The 18,710-nt window shown below is 63.0% G+C and carries 11 protein-coding genes; 8 read left to right on the top strand and 3 right to left on the bottom strand.

Annotation, left to right across the window (positions count from 1 at the left end):
• The first annotated feature begins 542 nt into the window (after positions 1–542).
• From PAQ31011_RS05775 to PAQ31011_RS05750, 6 genes are all read left to right on the top strand, one after another.
• On the top strand, positions 543–2,318 hold the full coding sequence (locus tag PAQ31011_RS05775; RefSeq protein ID WP_425495087.1) for a ClcB-like voltage-gated chloride channel protein: 1,776 nt from the start codon (positions 543–545) through the stop codon (positions 2,316–2,318).
• The gene (gene mnmC, locus PAQ31011_RS05770) at positions 2,315–4,339 is read left to right on the top strand and encodes a bifunctional tRNA (5-methylaminomethyl-2-thiouridine)(34)-methyltransferase MnmC2/FAD-dependent 5-carboxymethylaminomethyl-2-thiouridine(34) oxidoreductase MnmC1 (RefSeq protein WP_150574960.1); all 2,025 of its coding nucleotides are present in this window, start codon (positions 2,315–2,317) and stop codon (positions 4,337–4,339) included. Before PAQ31011_RS05775 ends, mnmC begins: the two co-directional genes overlap by 4 nt.
• A gap of 496 nt (positions 4,340–4,835) precedes the next feature.
• Positions 4,836–6,041, top strand: coding sequence for a cation:proton antiporter (locus PAQ31011_RS05765; RefSeq protein WP_150574959.1), 1,206 nt, complete (start codon positions 4,836–4,838; stop codon positions 6,039–6,041).
• Between the two features lie 3 nt (positions 6,042–6,044).
• Entirely contained in the window at positions 6,045–7,160 is a 1,116-nt protein-coding gene (locus PAQ31011_RS05760) for a YbdK family carboxylate-amine ligase (RefSeq protein ID WP_150574958.1), read from the top strand.
• 1,394 nt (positions 7,161–8,554) lie between these two features.
• On the top strand, positions 8,555–9,196 hold the full coding sequence (locus PAQ31011_RS05755) for a MarR family winged helix-turn-helix transcriptional regulator (protein ID WP_174989982.1): 642 nt from the start codon (positions 8,555–8,557) through the stop codon (positions 9,194–9,196).
• Positions 9,197–9,371: 175 nt separating this feature from the next.
• Positions 9,372–9,824, top strand: a complete 453-nt coding sequence (locus PAQ31011_RS05750; protein WP_046290246.1) for an SET domain-containing protein — start codon at positions 9,372–9,374, stop codon at positions 9,822–9,824.
• Positions 9,825–9,844: 20 nt separating this feature from the next.
• Here PAQ31011_RS05750 and PAQ31011_RS05745 read toward each other — a convergent pair whose 3' ends face one another.
• Together PAQ31011_RS05745 and phhA are read right to left on the bottom strand one after the other, a co-directional pair.
• A complete protein-coding gene (locus PAQ31011_RS05745; protein ID WP_039394212.1) occupies positions 9,845–10,150 on the bottom strand; it encodes a 4a-hydroxytetrahydrobiopterin dehydratase in 306 nt (101 codons plus the stop codon).
• Positions 10,151–10,336: 186 nt separating this feature from the next.
• Positions 10,337–11,182 carry a phenylalanine 4-monooxygenase gene (phhA, locus tag PAQ31011_RS05740; protein WP_150574957.1) on the bottom strand — a complete coding sequence of 282 codons (846 nt, stop codon included), beginning with the start codon at positions 11,180–11,182 and terminating at the stop codon, positions 10,337–10,339.
• Positions 11,183–11,323: 141 nt separating this feature from the next.
• Here phhA and PAQ31011_RS05735 point away from each other — a divergent pair, with 141 nt between their 5' ends.
• Positions 11,324–11,818 (top strand): Lrp/AsnC family transcriptional regulator, encoded by a 495-nt coding sequence (locus PAQ31011_RS05735; protein ID WP_039394205.1) that lies wholly within the window; start codon positions 11,324–11,326, stop codon positions 11,816–11,818.
• A gap of 19 nt (positions 11,819–11,837) precedes the next feature.
• Here the strand turns inward: PAQ31011_RS05735 and PAQ31011_RS05730 are convergent, their stop codons facing one another.
• Positions 11,838–12,353 (bottom strand): FUSC family protein, encoded by a 516-nt coding sequence (locus tag PAQ31011_RS05730; protein WP_150574956.1) that lies wholly within the window; start codon positions 12,351–12,353, stop codon positions 11,838–11,840.
• A gap of 298 nt (positions 12,354–12,651) precedes the next feature.
• Here PAQ31011_RS05730 and PAQ31011_RS05725 point away from each other — a divergent pair, with 298 nt between their 5' ends.
• A complete protein-coding gene (locus PAQ31011_RS05725) occupies positions 12,652–18,696 on the top strand; it encodes an Ig-like domain-containing alpha-2-macroglobulin family protein (RefSeq protein ID WP_150574955.1) in 6,045 nt (2,014 codons plus the stop codon).
• The last annotated feature ends 14 nt before the right edge of the window (positions 18,697–18,710 follow it).

Below are 18,710 nucleotides of genomic sequence, written 5' to 3'. Positions count from 1 at the left end.
CGTCGTGAAAATCGCCGTGCAAACCGCATTCAGGCCTCAAAAATTACCTTTATCTGAATACGATTCAGAAATGCCCTGCCTGAGCGGCAGCCATCGGTGTTCATCGAGGGAGATACGCTCGGGAGGGGGAGGTCGACGGTCGTGGTGCTGCGCTGCGGATTCACCCGATTCGGCACAAACAAGGCATGGAAAAATGCCTTATCTGAGTAATCCTCAGTTTTTCATTTCACCGGTAAAACTCACGTCGGGAAATCAACGTCTGCGGCGTCCGTGGGCGTCAAATCCATGTCGATGGCGGGGGATGGCAAACCGCGCGCCCGAAATCGCTCGGCGCAAAACGAAGCGTCGGGTTTCGATTCGAAAAAATCCATTCGTGAGCCGTTCCATCCAAATCTCGCCCGATTTGCCCCAACGCGCCTCGCTGTCATACGTCCCGGCCAAAATGCGCTCCGAAAACTGCGTTACCTGAGCAATCCTCAGTTTTCGCGGCAAAAATCACCCGTCGGGCCGTGCGCTTTCAAAAAAAGGCGTCGATCGATACCATGAGGCCCAACTACGACAACAACTGTCTTCTATCCGTGTCAGCAGTGTCCGCCTGGGCCAAATCGCCCGTCGTTGTGTGGGTGCGGCGTCAGTTCGCACCGAACACCCTGCAAATTACGCTGCTGCTCGCCGGCATCGTCGGGCTGCTGGGGGCGTTGGCGACCGTGGCGTTTCGTGAAGCGCTCTCCGGTCTGCAATTTCTCCTCGCCGGTCATCACAGCGGCATGGTCGAGCTGGCGCTGAACTTCAACTGGTGGCAGCGCCTGCTGCTGCCCACCGCCGGCGGTCTGATCGCCGGGCTCATCCTCCAGTACGCCACGCTCTGGGTGCCCAAGAAGGGCTCCGACGACTATATGGAAGCCATTGCCATCGGCACGGGCGTCCTGAGTCTGCGTCAGACGCTCGTCAAAAGCCTGTCGTCGCTGTGCTCGGTGGCGTCCGGCGCGTCGATCGGCCGGGAAGGGCCGATGGTGCAGCTCGCGGCGATGTTCGCGTCGCTCGTCGGCCGCATGCTCGCGTTCCCGCCCGAGCGGCTGCGCCTTTTGGTGGCATGCGGTGCAACGGCCGGTATCACGTCCGCTTACAACGCCCCCATCGCGGGGGCGCTATTCATTTCGGAGATCGTCTACGGCTCGATCTCGACGGCGACGCTCGGGCCGCTGGTCGTGGCGTCGGTCATCGCCAACATCGTGATCCGCCAGTTCCTCGGCTACGACGCGGTCTATCAGATGCCACGCTTCGACTTCGTCTCCGGCTGGGAAGTCTTTTTCTACGTCGGTCTCGGCGTGTTGGCTGGCGTACTCGCACCGCTGTTCCTGCGTCTGCTCGACACCGCGAAGCAACGCTTCAGCGCCTTGCCCGTTCCGCTGTTCCTGCGCCTCGCGATTGGCGGCCTGATCGTAGGGGTGTTGTCGTTGCAGGTGCCGCAGGTCTGGGGGAACGGCTACAGCGTCGTGAACTCGATCCTGCACACGCACTGGGCGTGGCAGGCGCTCGCGATGGTGCTGGTCTTCAAGGTACTGGCGACCGCGTCGTCGGCCGGTTCTGGCGCAGTGGGCGGGGTCTTCACGCCGACGCTCTTCGTTGGCGCCGCGCTCGGCAGCCTCTACGGACTGGCGATGAACGCATTGGCCCCGGCGACGGCATCGGTCGCCAGCAGCTACGCCGTCGTTGGCATGGGCGCGTTTCTGGCAGCCACGACGTACGCGCCGCTGATGTCGATTCTGATGATCTTCGAGATGACGCTGAGCTATCAGGTCGTCCTGCCGCTCATGCTCGCGTGCGTCACGGCCTATCTGACGGCACACACGCTGCGCGCCGACTCGGTGTACGCCAAGTCGCTGCGGCGCAATCTGGTGGCCGGTCGCTGGCTCTCGATGACAGGCGAGGGCAGCGAGATGCGGCTGTCGTCGCTGGCGGTGGATAACGACGCCGTGGTGAGCGCCGCCGACAGCTCTGACACCATCGGCGAGCGCTTCGTCGAGACCGGCTACCGCAATCTCGTCGTGCGCGCGGAAGACGGCCGCCTGATCGGCACGCTCGACGCCGCAAGCTGGTGGCGTCGACAGGCCACCGGCAAACCGGAACTGTGGACGGAAACCGTCACGCCGTGCAAGGCGCTCGACGGCGATATGGCGCTGGTCAGCGCGCTGCGCTCAGTCGGCAAGATGCACGCCGACTGGGTGCCGGTGACAGGCGCTGAAGGGAAGTGGCTGGGCGTGGTCTCGCTGCCCGGGCTCATCGAGATCGTGACCGAAGAGCGGGGCAGCGAATGAGCCACCGTCCGGGCACAGGCCCGCTTGTTCCCGCACAGCCGTCGACGACCGAAGACGGTACCCCGTACTCGGAAGCGTTCGGGGACGTCTATCACAGCACCGACGATGTGCTGGGTCACGCGCGCCGCGTGTTCCTCGACGGCAACGGCCTGCCCGGGCGCTGGCGCGGCCGCGATCAGTTCGTCGTCGTGGAGACGGGCTTCGGTCTGGGTCTTAATTTTCTAGCGACGTGGGCCGCCTGGCGCGAAGACCCGCAGCGGCCTGCGCGGCTGCACTTCGTCTCGATCGAGAAGTTTCCTTTCCGGCCGGTGGATCTGCGCCGCATGCTCGAACCGATGCTCGTGCAGCCGGGCATGACCGAACTCGCGCCGCTGGTGCAGCGGCTATGCGAGGTCTGGCCTGCCCCCGTGGCGGGTTGGCACCGGCTGGAACTGGCCCCGGGGGTCGTGCTGAGCGTGGGCTTCGGCGACGTCGCCGATCTGCTGCCTACGCTGCGCGTCGGGGCAGATGCGTTTTATCTCGACGGATTCTCCCCGGCGAAGAACCCCGATATCTGGACGCTTGAGGTGTTTAAGTCGCTCGGGCGTCTCGCGCGCAATGGCGCAACGCTGGCGACATACACCGCAGAGGCGCAGGTCAGACGAGACCTCGCGGCCGCGGGGTTTCAGGTCGTGCCGCATGACGGCGACGGGTCGGAGCGCTCGATGCTCTCGGGGCCGCTGACCGGGCTGTATATGCCGCCGTACCGCATGCGGCGCTACGACCCGCCGCCCGCACCCGCGCCGTGCGCACGGGAAGCCATCGTCGTTGGCGCAGGCATGGCGGGTGCTGCCATGGCGCGACGGCTCGTCGCCCGCGGCTGGCGGGTACGTCTCTTCGAACGGGCGCAGGCCCCGGGCACCGCCGCCTCGGGCAATCCGGCCGGCGTCTTCCATCCGCAATTGTCGGCCGACGACAACGTGCTCTCGCGACTGACGCGCGCCGGCTTTCTCTACGCACTCTCCCAATGGCGGACGCTGCCCGGCGGTCTGCCCGGACACGCCGACGGTTTGCTTCAGGTCGCCACGTCCGACACGGAAGCGCAGGCCTTGCAGCAACTCATGGATGCGCACGCGTATCCGGAGTCGTATGCGAAATGGGTGGACGTCGAGCAGGCCTCGGCGCTCGCTGGGGAGGTGCTCGCGTATGGCGGCGTCTGGTATCCGGAGGGGGGATGGTTGGCACCCTCGATGCTGTGCCGCGCCGAGCTGGTCGCCGCAGGGCCGTCGCTCGATGCGCGTTACGGTGTGAGCGTCGAGCGGCTGGCGCGCCGTGAGGACGGCCGCTGGACAGCGCTGGACGCCTCAGGTCGCGTGCTTGCCGATGCGGATGTCGCCATCGTAACGGCGGCCGACGTCTCCCAGAAGCTGCTCTCGCCTTATCTCGCGCCCGAATTCCTCCCGGTGCAGCGGGTGCGCGGGCAACTGACCTTTCTGCCACCCGATGTCTTGCCCGGCCTGTGCGTGCCGGTCTGTGGAGACGGCTATGTCGCGCCGTCCCCCCTGGGGGGTGCTGGGCCCATTACGGGGGCGACCTACGGTTTCGACGACCCGGCCGAGGAAGTGCGTCTGGCCGACCATCAGGCGAACCTGCGACGGCTCGCTGCGTTGCTTCCCGCCCATGCCGAGCTGTTCGGAGATGGGGGCCTTGCCAATGAAAGCGCCGCCGCCGAGCTGGGTGGGCGCACGGCGTTTCGCGCGCTGGTCCCCGACCGTCTGCCGATGGCGGGGCAGTTGCCGGATCTGAGCGCCATCGAGCCGCAGCGACGGCGGCTGACCGGCGGACATCTGCGGGATCTGCCGCGCCTCGACGGTCTGTACGCGAGCTTCGCTTTCGGGTCGCGCGGACTGGTCTTCGCATCGCTGTGCGCCGAGCTGGTCGCCAGTCAAATCGAGAGCGAGCCGTGGCCTATCGGGAGCGATCTCGCTGACGCTATCGATCCGGCGCGTTATCTGATGCACGCGCTGCGCAAGGCGGGATGAAGGCGACGGCAGGACGGTCGCCCCTCGGATCGCCCGAATCGTCAGGCAAAACCCGGCGCTAGCCGCTTTTCACGCCCCTCGCCGTTCGCGAATTGCCGCGTCATCGGTCGGTTCTCTGAAAGTGCCGACGCCCGAAATAAATCGAATCTGACCCTATAGGGGTTCAACGTCCGCCCCATGCGGGGGCGACGCGCCACCGGCGCTCGCCCCCGTACTTTCCTGCCCTGACGCCTATCTCAGGCGTCCGAAGCTCGGTCCGTCTGCCTAAACGTTTTGCAGAAATCCGGCGACCAACGATGAAGTGCCCGGACACGCCCGTGCGGCGGGGCGGTGGCCGTCAAGACGACCGTTTGAAAGCCTCGGAAACCGTCTGTGGCAAAATGACCCCAACCCTTCGGGTCCGTCGCGCATTTGTCCTTTCATCTGCAACCCCGCGCGCGACTTTCTTTCCTTTTCACCACTTGATGCGCCGTCAAGCGGCGCAAAGCGAGCATTAATGACGTCGGAACTGTCCCTTTTTCCGGGCTGGCCGCCGGCGCCCGATCCCGTTTTCTTCGCAGGGCTGGCATTGGTATTTGCCGGTCTCGCGGGGGAAATCTGTTTCCGGAGATTGCGCCTGCCGCGCATCACCGGGTACGCCGTGGTCGGGCTGGTCGGTGGCACCCTGGGTCTTTCCTCGATGCTGGACGCGCAGACAAGCGCGGCTATCCGGCTGCTGATCGACCTGGCGCTGGGTTTGCTGCTGTTCGAACTGGGTAGTCGCCTGAACCTGAAATGGATGCGGGCCAATCCCTGGATCATCGTCACCAGCGCGCTCGAAGCTTTGCTCACCTTCATCGCGGTGTACGTGGTGCTGCGCGTGTTCAGCGTCTCACCGCTCACGGCGGTCCTGATCGCGTCCATCAGCATGGCGACGTCGCCAGCGGTGGTGATCCAGCTCAAGAACGAGCTGCGCGCCGAGGGGCAGGTCACCGAGCGTCTTCTGGCGCTGGCCGCCCTGAACAGCGTCTACGCGGTCGTGGCGGTCAAGCTCGTCTACGGCTGGATGCACCAGGCCTACCACTCCAGCTTCTGGGTGGTCCTGTTCCATCCGCTGTATCTCCTGATCGGCTCGATCGTGCTGGCATTCGTGCTGGCCAAGGCCTGCAATCTCGTCTTCCGCCAGTTCGGCAGTCAGGATCATCACGCGTTCGTGATGCTGATCGGTCTGATCATGCTGATGGTGGCGTTGGTGCACATGCTCAAGCTGCCGAACTCGCTCACGCTGCTGCTCGCCGGGATCATTTTCCGGAATCTGGACGAGCGTCCGCAGCTCTGGCCTGCGTACTTCGGCACGGCCGGCTGGTTGCTTGCCGTGGTGCTGTTCGTACTGACGTCGCTGGCGTTCCAGTGGGAATACGTCGTGCTGGGCGGGGTGGCGGCGCTGGCGATCATTGTCGTGCGTGGTATCGCCAAGGTCGTGGGCACGGTAGCGGTCGCCCATCAAGCCGGTATCAGTTACAAGCAGGCCGTCGCGCTCGGGATGTCGCTGTGCCCGATGGCCAGTCTCGCGTTCGTACTCGTCGCCGACACGTACGACATCTATCCGCAGTTCGACCCGATGCTCAAGGCCGTGGTGATGTGCGCCATCGCGTTGCTGCAACTGGCCGGCCCGCTGGTGGTCTATTGGGCATTGGCCCTTGTCGGTGAACGGAAGGATTAAGCCATGTCATTAGAAGAATTCATTCCCTCGAAGCCTTGCACCTTCGGGGTGGAGCTGGAGATGCAGATCGTCAATCGTCACGATTACGATCTGACCAAGGCCGCGTCCGATGTGATGCGGCTCGTCGCCAAGGAGACGCATCCGGGCGAGATCAAGCCCGAGATGACCGAAAGCATGATCGAGCTGTCGACGGACATCTGCCACCACCATAGCGATGCCGTCACGCAACTGCGTCGTGTGCGCGACGTGCTGGTGGCCGCCAGCGACCAGCTCAACGTTGGCCTGTGCGGTGGCGGCACCCATGCCTTCCAGCGCTGGAGCGAGCGCACGATCTACGACTCGCCGCGCTTTCACTTCCTGTCCGAACTCTACGGTTATCTGGCCAAGCAGTTCACCGTGTTCGGTCAGCACGTCCACATCGGTTGCCCGGATCCGGATAGCGCGTTGTACCTCCTGCACGCCATGTCGCGTTACATCCCCCATTTCATCGCGCTGTCGGCCTCGTCGCCGTATGTGCAGGGGGTAGACACCGGTTTCCATTCGGCCCGCCTGAACTCGGTTTTCGCGTTCCCATTGTCCGGTCGTGCACCGTTCGTCCTGAAGTGGTCCGACTTTGAGACGTACTTCGACAAGATGGTGAAGACGGGCGTGGTCGAGAGCATGAAGGACTTCTACTGGGACATCCGTCCTAAACCGGGTTTTGGGACGATCGAGGTCCGGGTGATGGATACCCCCTTGTCGGTAGACCGGGCGGCCGCTATCGCCTGTTATATCCAGTCTCTGGCCCATTATTTGCTCAACGAGCGCCCGTTCGATCTCAGCGAGGACGATTACCTGGTCTACACGTTCAATCGCTTCGAAGCTTGCCGTTTCGGTCTGGAAGGCGCTTACGTAGATCCGCAGACGGGTGAACGCTCGATGCTGGGCGATCACATTGCCAAAACGTTGGAACTCATCAAACCGCACGCAGCGGCACTCGAAGCCGAAGCGGCCTGCGACGAAATCCGTCAGCTCGTGTCTTCAGGAAAGAACGACGCAGTCTGGCTGCGTGAGATCCATGCGGACGCCAAGTCGCTCAACGAGATGGTCCGTCAGCAATGCCTTCGCTGGGCCGCATAACCTGAAACACTTGTTGCAAGCCCTATCGGTTGTCTGACGACCGGTTTGACGAAACCCCGCCTCGGCGGGGTTTTTTCTTGCCCGATGGTTTTGCAGCAGGGGCTTTGCGGTTCGTTCAAAGGCAGATCTCTGTGCCATGGCGCTCGGCAGGCCCGAAATCCGTCGAATCACGCATCGCAGGCGCTGCGCTCTTCACTTTTTTCCACTGTTCGTGCCGACAGGCTTTTTGCCGTTTTCGCGTGGCTCACAGCAAGGTTTTAAGGTTTTAATAGGTTTACTGTATGTATACATAGTAGTAGTTAACAAAGGCAGCCAACTTCTGTGGATAACCACAGTAAACCTTGAGTAAACAGGAAGTTGTCGGAATGAGAACTGGATGGACAAACAGCGGGTATCCAGAGAACAACTCTGAACAGTTTTCGACCCCTGTGGAAAGATTCGCGACTTATCCCGAACCCATACACAACTAGTCCGATCACTTATCCAGAAAGTTATCCACAGGCGCTTAAATATTGTGCAAAGCACCCCCGAAAACACGGTTTTGTGGATAATTTTGACGTTCTCACATAGGTCGACCGGTTCGCGGATACAATCTCGCCACGCCGAATCCCGGACCTGCCGTACGTGGTGTAAGAAGTGAATGATGTTGGTTTTGCTGGCCGTAACGAGCGACAGCCTCCTTTTGGTCAAATTTCTCAATTCGCGTGTTCCGCAGCGCTCGCTTGCCGACACGCCGATCAGTTCTTTCCCTTTTTTTTCGCGCAGCACGACCCTCGGCCACTGACGATCGACGGTTGTGTTTCAAATCATTTGCGTTCTGTCCTAAACGCAGGGGGATCTGTGCGCGCGCGCCATGACACGGGCAAGGCAACGTTGTCTCGAAAATCTAGTGAATTTGGGAGGGGACGTAACAGGGACGCTGCGCACGCGCCGCGCGTCGTTACGGTCTACGAGCCACGTCCGACGAGGCTTTGCGAGCGAGGTGAGAATTGGTCTGGGGTACGACGTGCTTCGACACGCCGCTGCGCGTTACATCAATTCAGCGAGCGATGTAATTCGCATGGGATGCGAAATGTTTTTTCCGACACGACGCTTCGCTGCACAAGTGCGCAGGACACCAATATTTTGTAAACATCATGAGTAGGATTTGGGAGATCAGTACAAGAACTGATACGCCAAAATTAAACTCAGAACACACAATGGAATCGTGGTGGGGCGGCAGGTTCAACAGCGACTTGCCGTCGAGTATCGACACGGAAGTGGCTTAGGGTTTCCCCCGGGCGGGGCGCCGAAATATACGAAGCAATAGGCAAAGACGTGTGATGCACCGCCTGTGAGTTCATTTGACAAGCTGTTTTATCGACGTATAGTTTTTAGAAATCCTAACGAAAATCATGGCTACCCCGACCCCACTTGATGAACCGCTTTCCAAGCGCGTCACGGCAAGCTTGCTGCGCATGGGAACTGCGTTACGGAGCCACGCCTGGGAAGGCGCGGCACTGTCTGGATTGACGCCGACGCAGGGTGAGATTCTCACGCTCCTGCTTGTGCGCGGCGTGCCGATGCGACTGGGCGAAATTGCGGAGGATGCCGCGCTCACATCGGCCACGGTCAGCGAGGCCGTGAGCACGCTTGAAAGCAAGGGCCTCGTCGAGAAGCGTCGCGACGCCAACGACGGTCGCGCGCTGGCTTTGCGCCTGACGGCCAAGGGTCGCACGTCTGCCAAACGGGCGTCGCAATGGGCGAGTTTCGTGACGACGGCCGCCGACGTGCTGAGCGAGAAGGACCGGGCACAGCTGTACCGCATGCTCGTCAAGCTCATGTCCACGATGGAGAGCCGTGGGGACATGCCGCAGCAGCGCATGTGCCTGACGTGCGAACACTTCGAAGCTGCGCCGCGCGGCAAGGGCATGTACCACTGCAACTATTTCAATACGACGTACGACGATTCGCGTCTTGCGATCGATTGCAATGCGCACCAGGAAGCCGACCTGGCAACGCGCAACAAGGTCTGGAAGCTTTACAGCAAGAGCTGAACGCCGGGCCGGTATTCGCTGCGCTCGGGTGGGATCCCGCAGCAGGGCGAATCAAGGGGGAGAACGTCATCCGCGACCGGGTGACGTTTTTTTTCGTCGGGCGTTGTCACGCACATGACCGTCGCGTGCCTGTACACTGCGCTTTTTTGCATCCACGAAACCTCATCGCATAGAGATGGCAGCCAAGCGCAGAATCGAAGTCAGGAAGTCGGGCGTCCACGGTAAGGGTGTGTATGCGGTCAAGCGCCTCAAGAAAGGGGATCGCGTGATCGAGTACAAGGGCGAGATCATTTCGTGGCGCGAGGCGTTGCGTCGCCATCCGCACGATCCGGATCATCCGACCCATACGTTCTACTTCAGCCTGGAAGACGGTCGCTGCATCGACGGCAAGGTCGATGGGAACAATGCTCGCTGGATCAACCACGCGTGCTCGCCGAACTGCGAGGCGCGCGAGGAAGGGGAGCACGTCTATATTTATGCGATGCGCGATATCGATGCGGGCGAAGAGCTTTTCTACGATTACGGTCTTGTGATCGACGCCCGCTATACCAAGAAACTCAAACGCGAATACGCTTGCCACTGCGGCAGCAAGGCCTGTCGCGGCACGCTGCTCGCGCCGAAGCGCTGAGCGCGTGAGGGACGGGGTGGTTAGCGCGACGCGCGATCGCCTGCGAACTGGTCGATGGCCAGCGCCAGGTCGACGTCGCGTTGCGTCAGACCATCGGCGTCGTGCGTCGAGAGGGTGATGTCCACTCGGTTGTAGACGTTGAACCACTCCGGGTGATGGTCCATCTTTTCCGCCTTGAGCGCGACTTGCGTCATGAAGCCGAAGGCCTCGTTGAAGTCGTGAAACGTGAAGCTGCGCTGGATGGCGTCGCGTCCGACCACCTGGTGCCACTCGGGCAGCACTTCGGCCAGGCTGGCGCGTGCCTCGGATGAGAGTCGTGTTGTCATGGCATTCCTTTCAAAACGTTTCCTGCAACCATGAACGGCCGGTTCGCCGGTTCATTCGGCCTATTGTTTCACAGGCGGGCGGCGCACGTGTGTAAGCGCTGTCTGATAGCGCTTGAGTCTGACAGTGCTTGAAGGGGGCTTGGGACGCTTGGGACGAAAAGGCCCGGGTCATCCCGGGCCGTGCCATCATGCCGGCAGCAGAATCTGCGTGTCTTCCGCGCGGCGTGCGTTGGCGTCGAACGACGGCTGTTCGGCGAACGCCTTGAACAGCGCCGGGAGGTCGGCGCGCATGGCGTCGAACAGCTGGGCGAAGTCGTCGATGACGAAGTACGTCTGTTGAAACGTATCGATGCGGTATTGCGTGCGCAGTACGCGTTCGAGCGAGAAGCCGATGCGATTCGGCTCGCGCGAGGTCAGCGAGAACTCCGTTTCACCACGGCTCGAGACGATGCCCGCGCCGTAGATGCGCAGTCCGTCGCCATCACGCATCAAACCGAATTCAACCGTGTACCAGTACAGACGTGCCAGCAGCGGCAGCGCACCGAGCGATTGCGCCACCGTGCCCGCTTTTCCGTAGGCCTGCATGAAGTCGGCGAACACGGGATTGGCGAGCAGCGGCACGTGACCGAACACGTCGTGAAAGCAATCGGGTTCCTGAAGGTAGTCGAGCTGGTCCGGACGGCGCATCCACCAGGTCGCCGGGAAACGGCGGTTGGCGAGGTGGTCGAAGAAGACTTCGTCCGGCACGAGACCGGGCACCGCTACGACCTGCCAGCCGGTGGCTGCCATCAGTTTCTCGTTAAGCCGTTCGAACTCCGGCACGCGACGCGCGTCCATGTCGAGAGCGCGAATGCCTTCCATGAAGGCATCGCAGACACGGCCGGGCAGCATCGCCGTCTGACGTTCGTACAGCTGCTGCCACACCGCGTGATCGACCGCGCCGTATTGCTCGACGGGTTGATCGATGGTGAAGTCGGAGCGGGTCGTGAGACCGGCGTCGAATTGCTCCTGGAGCATGGCAGTAAGGGACATGATGCGAACGACTCAATTAAGCGGTGACAATGATTGAAAGTGTATTGCGCATGGCATGCGAAATGGGCGCATAATGCGCCTGTGGTGAAAGTCGTTTGCATAAATTTCGCATAAAAATGTGATTTATTGCGGAGAATCGTCATGCTTGATCTGGATAGCTTCGATTTGGCCCTTTTGGACGCCTTGCAGAAGGAAGGCCGGGCCACCCATCACCAGTTGGCAGAGCATGTGGCGTTGTCGGCGTCGCAGATCGGTCGACGCCTGCAACGGCTCGAAGCCGCGGGCGTGATCGAGGGGTATCGCGTGGTGTTGCGCCCCGAGGCGTTAGGCCTGGCGGTGACAGCGTTCACGACCCTGCGCCTGCAACATCATGGCGATCAGGTCATCGAACGGTTTCAGGCGGAGATCGATTTGCTGCCCGAAGTGCTGGAGTGCCACGCTGTGGTGGGCGAAGCCGATTACCTGCTGAGGATCGTGGTGCCGGATCTGAACGCTTTGTCGGCGTTCGTGATGAAGCGGCTGATGCAGGTGCCAGGCGTGGAGAATGTGCGCTCGAACATCGTGCTGAGCGCTTTCAAGCGCAGCAACGCCTTGCCGCTGAGCTATCTGTCGAACAACCGCCCGGCGTCGCGCTGATCGCAGCCGGGGACGGGGTTCAATCCTCCGGCATCAGCCACGGCTTCACATAGCGTCCGTAGATCAATGACTGGATAAGCGCGACGGTGGAGCCGATCAACACTTCGATCACGCGCAGCATGGCGAGGCTCAGCTCTTCGTGCAGGCCTTGCCCCTGTCCGCTGAGCGCCGCCGACATCAGAATCACCACCGTGGCCGGCCCCAGACGCCAGTTCGCCGGATAGTTCTGCACCAGCATGGCTGCGAGCGTCGCGATCGTAATGCCCACGAGCATCGCGGCCAGACCCGGCCCCATCACCAGCAGCACGATACATGCCACGACTGCCCCGGTAATCGTGTTGATCGAGCGCGCCTTGAAGTTGCTGCGGGCCTGCAACGGATCGGGCTCGGTCACGATGATGAGCGAGATCATCGCCCAGTACGGTTCGGGAAAGCCTGCGGCGCGCAGGCCGAACCAGACGATCAGCGACCCGCTAAGAATCTTGACGAGATAGACCAGCGCGTTCTTCTTTGGGTGCAGAAAGGCGATGGACATGGGCAGCGCGGGTGACGAATGCGGAAAGCGCCAGTGTGACATAGGCCGCTTTCTTGTCTGCCCATTTGCGTGATATCCGCGAGACATACGCGAGACATACGCGAGACATACGCGAGACATACGCGAGACATTCGCAAGATTTTCGAAGCGAATTCCGAGCGACCGTCCGGACGATTCCGACCCGGCCGGCGATCCCATCCCAAATATCGTTTTCCGTCCAAGTTCTGTTGGGAAACGGTTCGATATGCCAAAGACTGCGGGTTAGAATCGCCTCACCAGAACCCGGGAGGAGTCCGGCATGCATAGCCGAACGCAACGCGTCTGGCCGACCGCGCCGTTGGCGTGGGCGGCGCTGAGTCTTGGAATGATCATGGCGTCGCCAGCACAGGCGGCCCGTGTCGTAAGCGTCAGTCCGCAGGGCGAAGTCGCGAGTGTGAATCAGGTCGTCGTGAAGTTCGACGAAGCGATGGTGCCCGCAGGCGATCCCCGGGCGACGTCGCCCGCTGCCGTGCGGTGTACGGACGCGTCGCTGACCGGCGACGGTCATTGGCTCGAACCCAAGATCTGGGTCTTCGACTTCAAGAGCGATTTGCCGCCGGGGGCGAAGTGTTCCGTCGAGATGCGCAGCGGCCTGTCCGCCGTCTCGGGCACGGCACTCTCCGGTACCACGAAATACGCGTTCAATACGGGCGGTCCGGCCGTCTCGTCCATCCGTCCGTCGTACGGTCCTGTCGACGAAAACCAGATTTTCATCCTCACGCTCAACGGGGCGGCAACACCCGCGAGCGTGCGTCAGAACGCCTGGTGTGAAACCGAGGGCGTGGGCGAGCGTATCGGCGTGAAGTGGATCGAAGGCGACACCCGCACCGCGTTGCTCAAGCGTTTCAATCTCGACAAGCAGTCGGCGCGCGTTGTCATGCTGCAATGCAATCGCACGCTCGCCGCCGGCGCGAAGATGCATCTGGTGTGGGGGGCGGGGATTGCCACGCCGTCCGGGGTGCCGACCAAACAGGCGCGCCGTTTCGAATATGACGTGCGCGAACCGTTTACGGCCAGCTTCACCTGCGAACGCGAGAACGCCAACGCGCCATGCACGCCGTTGCGCCCGCTGCGTCTGACGTTCAGTTCGCCCGTGGCGCGAGAAATGGCCGCGAAGATTCGCTTGCAAGGGGCCGGGGCCGAACGGTCGCCGAAGGCCAGCGATTCGGACCGCTCGTCGAGCGTGGCGGAAGTTTCCTTTGACGCGCCGTTCCCGGAGAAGGCCGAACTGACGATCACCCTGCCGAAAGGCTTTACGGACGACAGTGGCCGCGCGCTCGATAACGCGAGCGAATTTCCGTTGAAGACGAAGACGGCAACGATGCCGCCGCTGGCCAAGTTTGCAGCGGCACCGTTCGGCATCGTGGAGCGATTCGCCGAGCCGGGCATGCCGCCGATGCTGCCGGTGACGTTGCGCAAGGTCGAACCGGCGCTGCAAATCAACGGTCTCGGCGTCGCGGGCGAAGCGGCGAAGGCAGGGGGGGCCGGTGAAGCAGGGCGGACGTTGCAACTGCGTGTCGACGATGACGCTGAGGTGCTCACGTGGATGTCGCGTGTGCGTCGCTTCGACGAGACGACGATGACGCGCAAGCAGATCGCGCAGGAAATGCCGTCGATCCTGACCGCACCGGCGGCGAAGGAGGCGTTCGGACCCAATGCGGCGGCGATCGTCGAAGAGAAGGTCACGCGATACGACACCCGCAGTCTGTCATTGCTCTCGGGGCTGCAAGGCGTTCAGGCGCTGACCTTGCCGGTGCCGAAGGAGAAGGATCCGCGGCCGTTCGAAGTGGTCGGTATTCCGTTCCAGAAACCCGGCTTCTATGTCGTGGAACTGGCGTCCCCGTCGCTCGGGGCGGCGCTGCTGGGCAAGTCGTTGCCGATGTACGTGCGCACCACGGTGCTGGTGACCAATCTGGGCGTGCACTTCAAGATGGGCCGCGAGAACGCGGTCGCATGGGTGACGACGCTCGACAAGGGGCAACCGGTCGCCAACGCGAAGGTGCGCGTGCTCGACTGCGATGGCAGTGAAATCGCAACGGCTGTGACCGACAAGACGGGCGTAGCGAAGATCGACAAGGCGCTCGAACGTTACAAGTACTGCCAGAAGACGGGCCGCTCGGGATACTTCGTGGTGGCGCGCACGCAGGGCAACGATCCTGATATGGCCTTCGTGTCGTCCGACTGGGATCGCGGCATCGAACCGTGGCGCTTCCATGTGCCGACCGACGGCGGCAACAGCCCGACCGTGCGTGCACAGACGGTGTTCGATCGCATGCTGTTCCGTGTGGGCGAGACGGTCTCGATGAAGCACTTCATCCGTCAGGAGACGATGCAGGGGCTGGCATTGCCGGCGAGCCTGCCATCGCAAATGACGATCACACATGAGGGCTCCGGACAGACGTACACGCAGCCCCTCACGTGGCGTAACGGACGGCTGGCCGAGAACACGTTCCAGATTCCGCAGGGCGCGAAGCTGGGTGAATACGCCGTGACGCTCGACTACACGGACAACGATTCGCGACCGAAGACCTATCCGCAGTCGCTCGACGCCGGGCATTTCCGCGTAGAGGCCTTCCGTCTGCCCGTGCTGGCCGGATCGATTGGCGTACGCGATGCAGCGAAGTCGCCGCTCATCAACAAGACCGAAGCGCCGGTGAACGTTCAGGTGAATTACGTTGCGGGTGGTCCGGCGGGCAATCTGCCGGTGCGTGTGTCGGCATTGATGCGCGTGCGTGATCTCACGTTCGACGGATACGACGATTACAGCTTCACGCCCTATCGCCCGCCGTCTGCCCAATCGGGCGGCGACGATGACGATCAGGGCAACGACGAGAGTTCGGGATCGAGCGACCAGAAGCTGGTGGCCGACAAGCAACGGCTTGTGCTCGACCGCAACGGCGCGGGCACGCTCACGCTCAAGGATCTGCCGAAGGTCGACCGTCCGAGCGATCTGGTGCTCGAAGCGAGCTTCGCCGATCCGAACGGCGAGATTCAGACGCTGCGCGGCAACGCGACCTTGTGGCCGGCCAATCTGATCACCGGCGTGCGCAGCGAAAGCTGGGTGTCGGTGACCAACAAGCTGCCGGTCAAGGCGCTGGCGCTGGATTTGCAGGGCAAGCCGAAGTCCGGTGTGGCGATGGAGGTGCGCGCAGAGGCGCGTATCACCACAAGCAGTCGCAAGCGGATGGTGGGTGGTTTCTACGCCTACGACAACCGAACGGAGGTCAAGGACCTCGGCAAGGTGTGCAGCGGCAAGACGGATGAGCGCGGTGAGTTGTCGTGCGACGTATCGCTCTCTCAGCCGGGCGAGATCACGCTGGTCGCGCAGGCGAAAGACGACAAGGGCAACCTGAGCACGTCGACGACCGGTGTGTGGGTCACGGGCCGGGGCGAGGTCTGGTTCGGCGGCGATAACACCGACCGGATGGACGTGTTGCCGGAGCGTCGCGCTTACGAGCCGGGCGAGACGGCCAAGTTGCAGGTGCGCATGCCGTTCCGTTCGGCGACAGCGCTCGTGGCCATCGAGCGCGAAGGCGTGATGGAGACGCGCACGGTGGAGATTTCGGGCAAGGATCCGAACATCTCGCTGAAGGTCGACCCGACATGGGGGCCGAACGTCTATGTCTCAGTACTCGCGGTACGCGGTCGCATCCACGAAGTGCCCTGGTACTCCTTCTTCCAGTGGGGCTGGAAACAGCCGTTGGAGTGGTTCCGCGCGTTCTGGTACGAGGGGCGCGAATATCAGGCCCCGACCGGTCTGGTCGATCTGGGTAAGCCGGCGTACCGGTTCGGTCTGACCGAGTTGCGCGTGGGGACGGCGGGTCAGCGCCTGGCCGTGGAAGTGAAGCCCGATGCCGCGACCTACCCTGTGCGCGGTCACGCGAAGGTGCGCATCAAGGTGACGCAGCCGGACGGGAAGCCGGTCGCAGCAGGCTCGGAGGTGGCCGTGGCGGCCGTCGACGAGGCGTTGCTGGAACTCGCCCCGAACACCAGCTGGAATCTGCTCGATGCCATGTGGCAGCGCCGCAGCTATACCGTCACGACAGCGACGGCACAAATGGAGATCATTGGCCGTCGTCACTACGGGCGTAAGGCGGTCCCTGCCGGTGGTGGCGGGGGTAAGAGTCCGACGCGAGAGCTGTTCGACACGCTGTTGCTGTGGCAGCCGCGCGTAGTGCTCGACGACAAGGGCGAGGCGACGGTCGACGTGCCGCTCAACGACTCGCTGTCGAGTTTCCGGATCGTGGCGGTGGCGGATGACGGTAAGCCCGGCACGCAGGCGCTTGGCTGGTTCGGCACCGGCTCGGCGACGATCCGCTCGACGCAGGACCTGCAACTGATCTCGGGGTTGCCGCCGCTGGTTCGAGAGGGCGATAACTACCGCGCGCAATTCACCGTGCGTAATACGACGCAGCACGCCATGCAGGTGCAGTTGACCGCGCGTGCGACGCAACTCACGCTCGCACCGCAGCGTGTCGACGTACCGGCTGGGGAGTCGCGCGAGGTGATGTGGGAAGTCACCGCTCCGACGGGGCTGGCCGACACGCGTGCGCAGCGGGTGCTGTGGGAGGTCAGCGCGCAGGCACCGGCAGCAGGCGGTGCGCCGGCCGCGAGTGACGCCATCAAGGTGGGGCAGGACATTCAGCCGTCTCTGCCGGCGACGGTGCAGCAGTCGGTGCTCACGCAGGTCGAAGGCAGCCTCACCTTGCCGATGGCGCCGCCCGCAGGCGCGGTGGCGGACAGCACGGGCAAGCTGCGAGGCGGCGTGCGCGTCAATATGCAGCCGCGTCTGTCGCAGGGGTTGCCGGGGGTGAGGCGCTGGTTCGAGCTTTATCCGTATGCGTGTCTGGAGCAGCAGGCGTCCAAGGCACTCGGCTTGCGCGATGTTGCGCAGTGGAAGCGTGTGATGGGCACGTTGCCGTCGTATCTCGACGAAGATGGCCTCGCAAGCTACTTCCCGCCGCAGGAGGGCTTCGCCAATCAGGGCAGCGATACGCTGACGGCCTATCTGCTCGCGATGAGCAACGAGGCGAAGGCGCTGGACCCCGCTTACGGTCTGCCGGATGACGCACTCGCACGCATGGAGGACGGGCTCACAGCGTTCGTGGAGGGCCGTCTTACCCGCCGCTTCTGGGCGCCGCGTGACGACCTGACGCTGCGTAAGCTCAGTGCGATCGAAGCGCTCTCTCGCTACGGTCGTGCCAACGCCCGCATGCTCAGTTCGTTGACGATCGCGCCGAACGACTGGCCGACGTCGGCGGTAATCGACTGGTACGCAATCCTGCAACGTCTGCCCGATGCCCCGCAACGGGCCGAACGCATGGCGCAGGCCGAGCAGATTCTGCGGGCGCGCCTGTCGTATCAGGGCACGCGAGTGGGCTTCTCGACGCAGGGCACCGATGGTCTTTGGTGGCTCATGGTGGGCCCGGAGACCAACGCGGCGCGGCTGGCGTTGCTGATGAACGCGAACCCGGCATGGAAGGACGACATGCCGCGTCTCGTGATCGGCTTGCTGGGTCTTCAGTCGCGTGGGGCGTGGTCGACGACGACGGCCAACGTCTGGGGCGGACTGGCGGTGGACCGCTTCTCGGCGCGCTTCGAACGCGATACGCCGACGGGGCAGACCACGGTTCAGTGGCAGCGTGACAACCAGACGAGCGGTGGGGTGCAGAGCGTCGACTGGGACAAGCTCAAGGCAGGCACTGTGCCGCCGACCGTGTCGCTGCCGTGGCTGAGCAACGCGACGGCCGGTGCCGACAACGCGCGCGACGTGTTGCGGCTTGAGCAGTCCGGTGCGGGCAAGCCGTGGGCGACGATCCAGAGTGTCGCGGCGGTGCCGCTCAAAGCGCCGTTTGCGGCGGGTTATCGCGTCACGCGCAGCGTTCAGGTGCAGGATGCGGCGGACAAGTCCGGCGACAGCTTTGTGCGGGGGGCCGTGTTGCGCGTGCGACTCGATATCGATGCGCAAGCCGACATGCGCTGGGTCGTGGTGAGCGATCCGCTGCCGGGCGGGGCGACGGTGCTGGGTGGTGGGCTTGGACGCGACTCCGTCATTGCGACGCAGGGCCAAAATAGCGAAAAGAGCGAAGGGGCAATGCCCGCGTTCGAAGAGCGCGCGCAGGACGCCTATCGCGCGTACTACGACTATCTGCCGAAGGGGCAGCATCGCATCGAGTACACCGTGCGTCTGAATAACGTCGGCAAGTTCGCCACGCCGCCCACGCGCGTCGAAGCAATGTACGAACCGGCGATGTATGGCGAGACGCCGAACGCGCCGGTGCAAGTCGTGCCGGCCAAGCAATGACGCACGGGGGACCG

Origin of the sequence: Pandoraea aquatica (genome assembly GCF_902459565.1) — a bacterium.
Lineage (GTDB): Bacteria > Pseudomonadota > Gammaproteobacteria > Burkholderiales > Burkholderiaceae > Pandoraea > Pandoraea aquatica.
The sequence above is the reverse complement of the archived record's forward strand: the minus strand, read 5'-3'. Positions and strand labels throughout refer to the sequence as shown.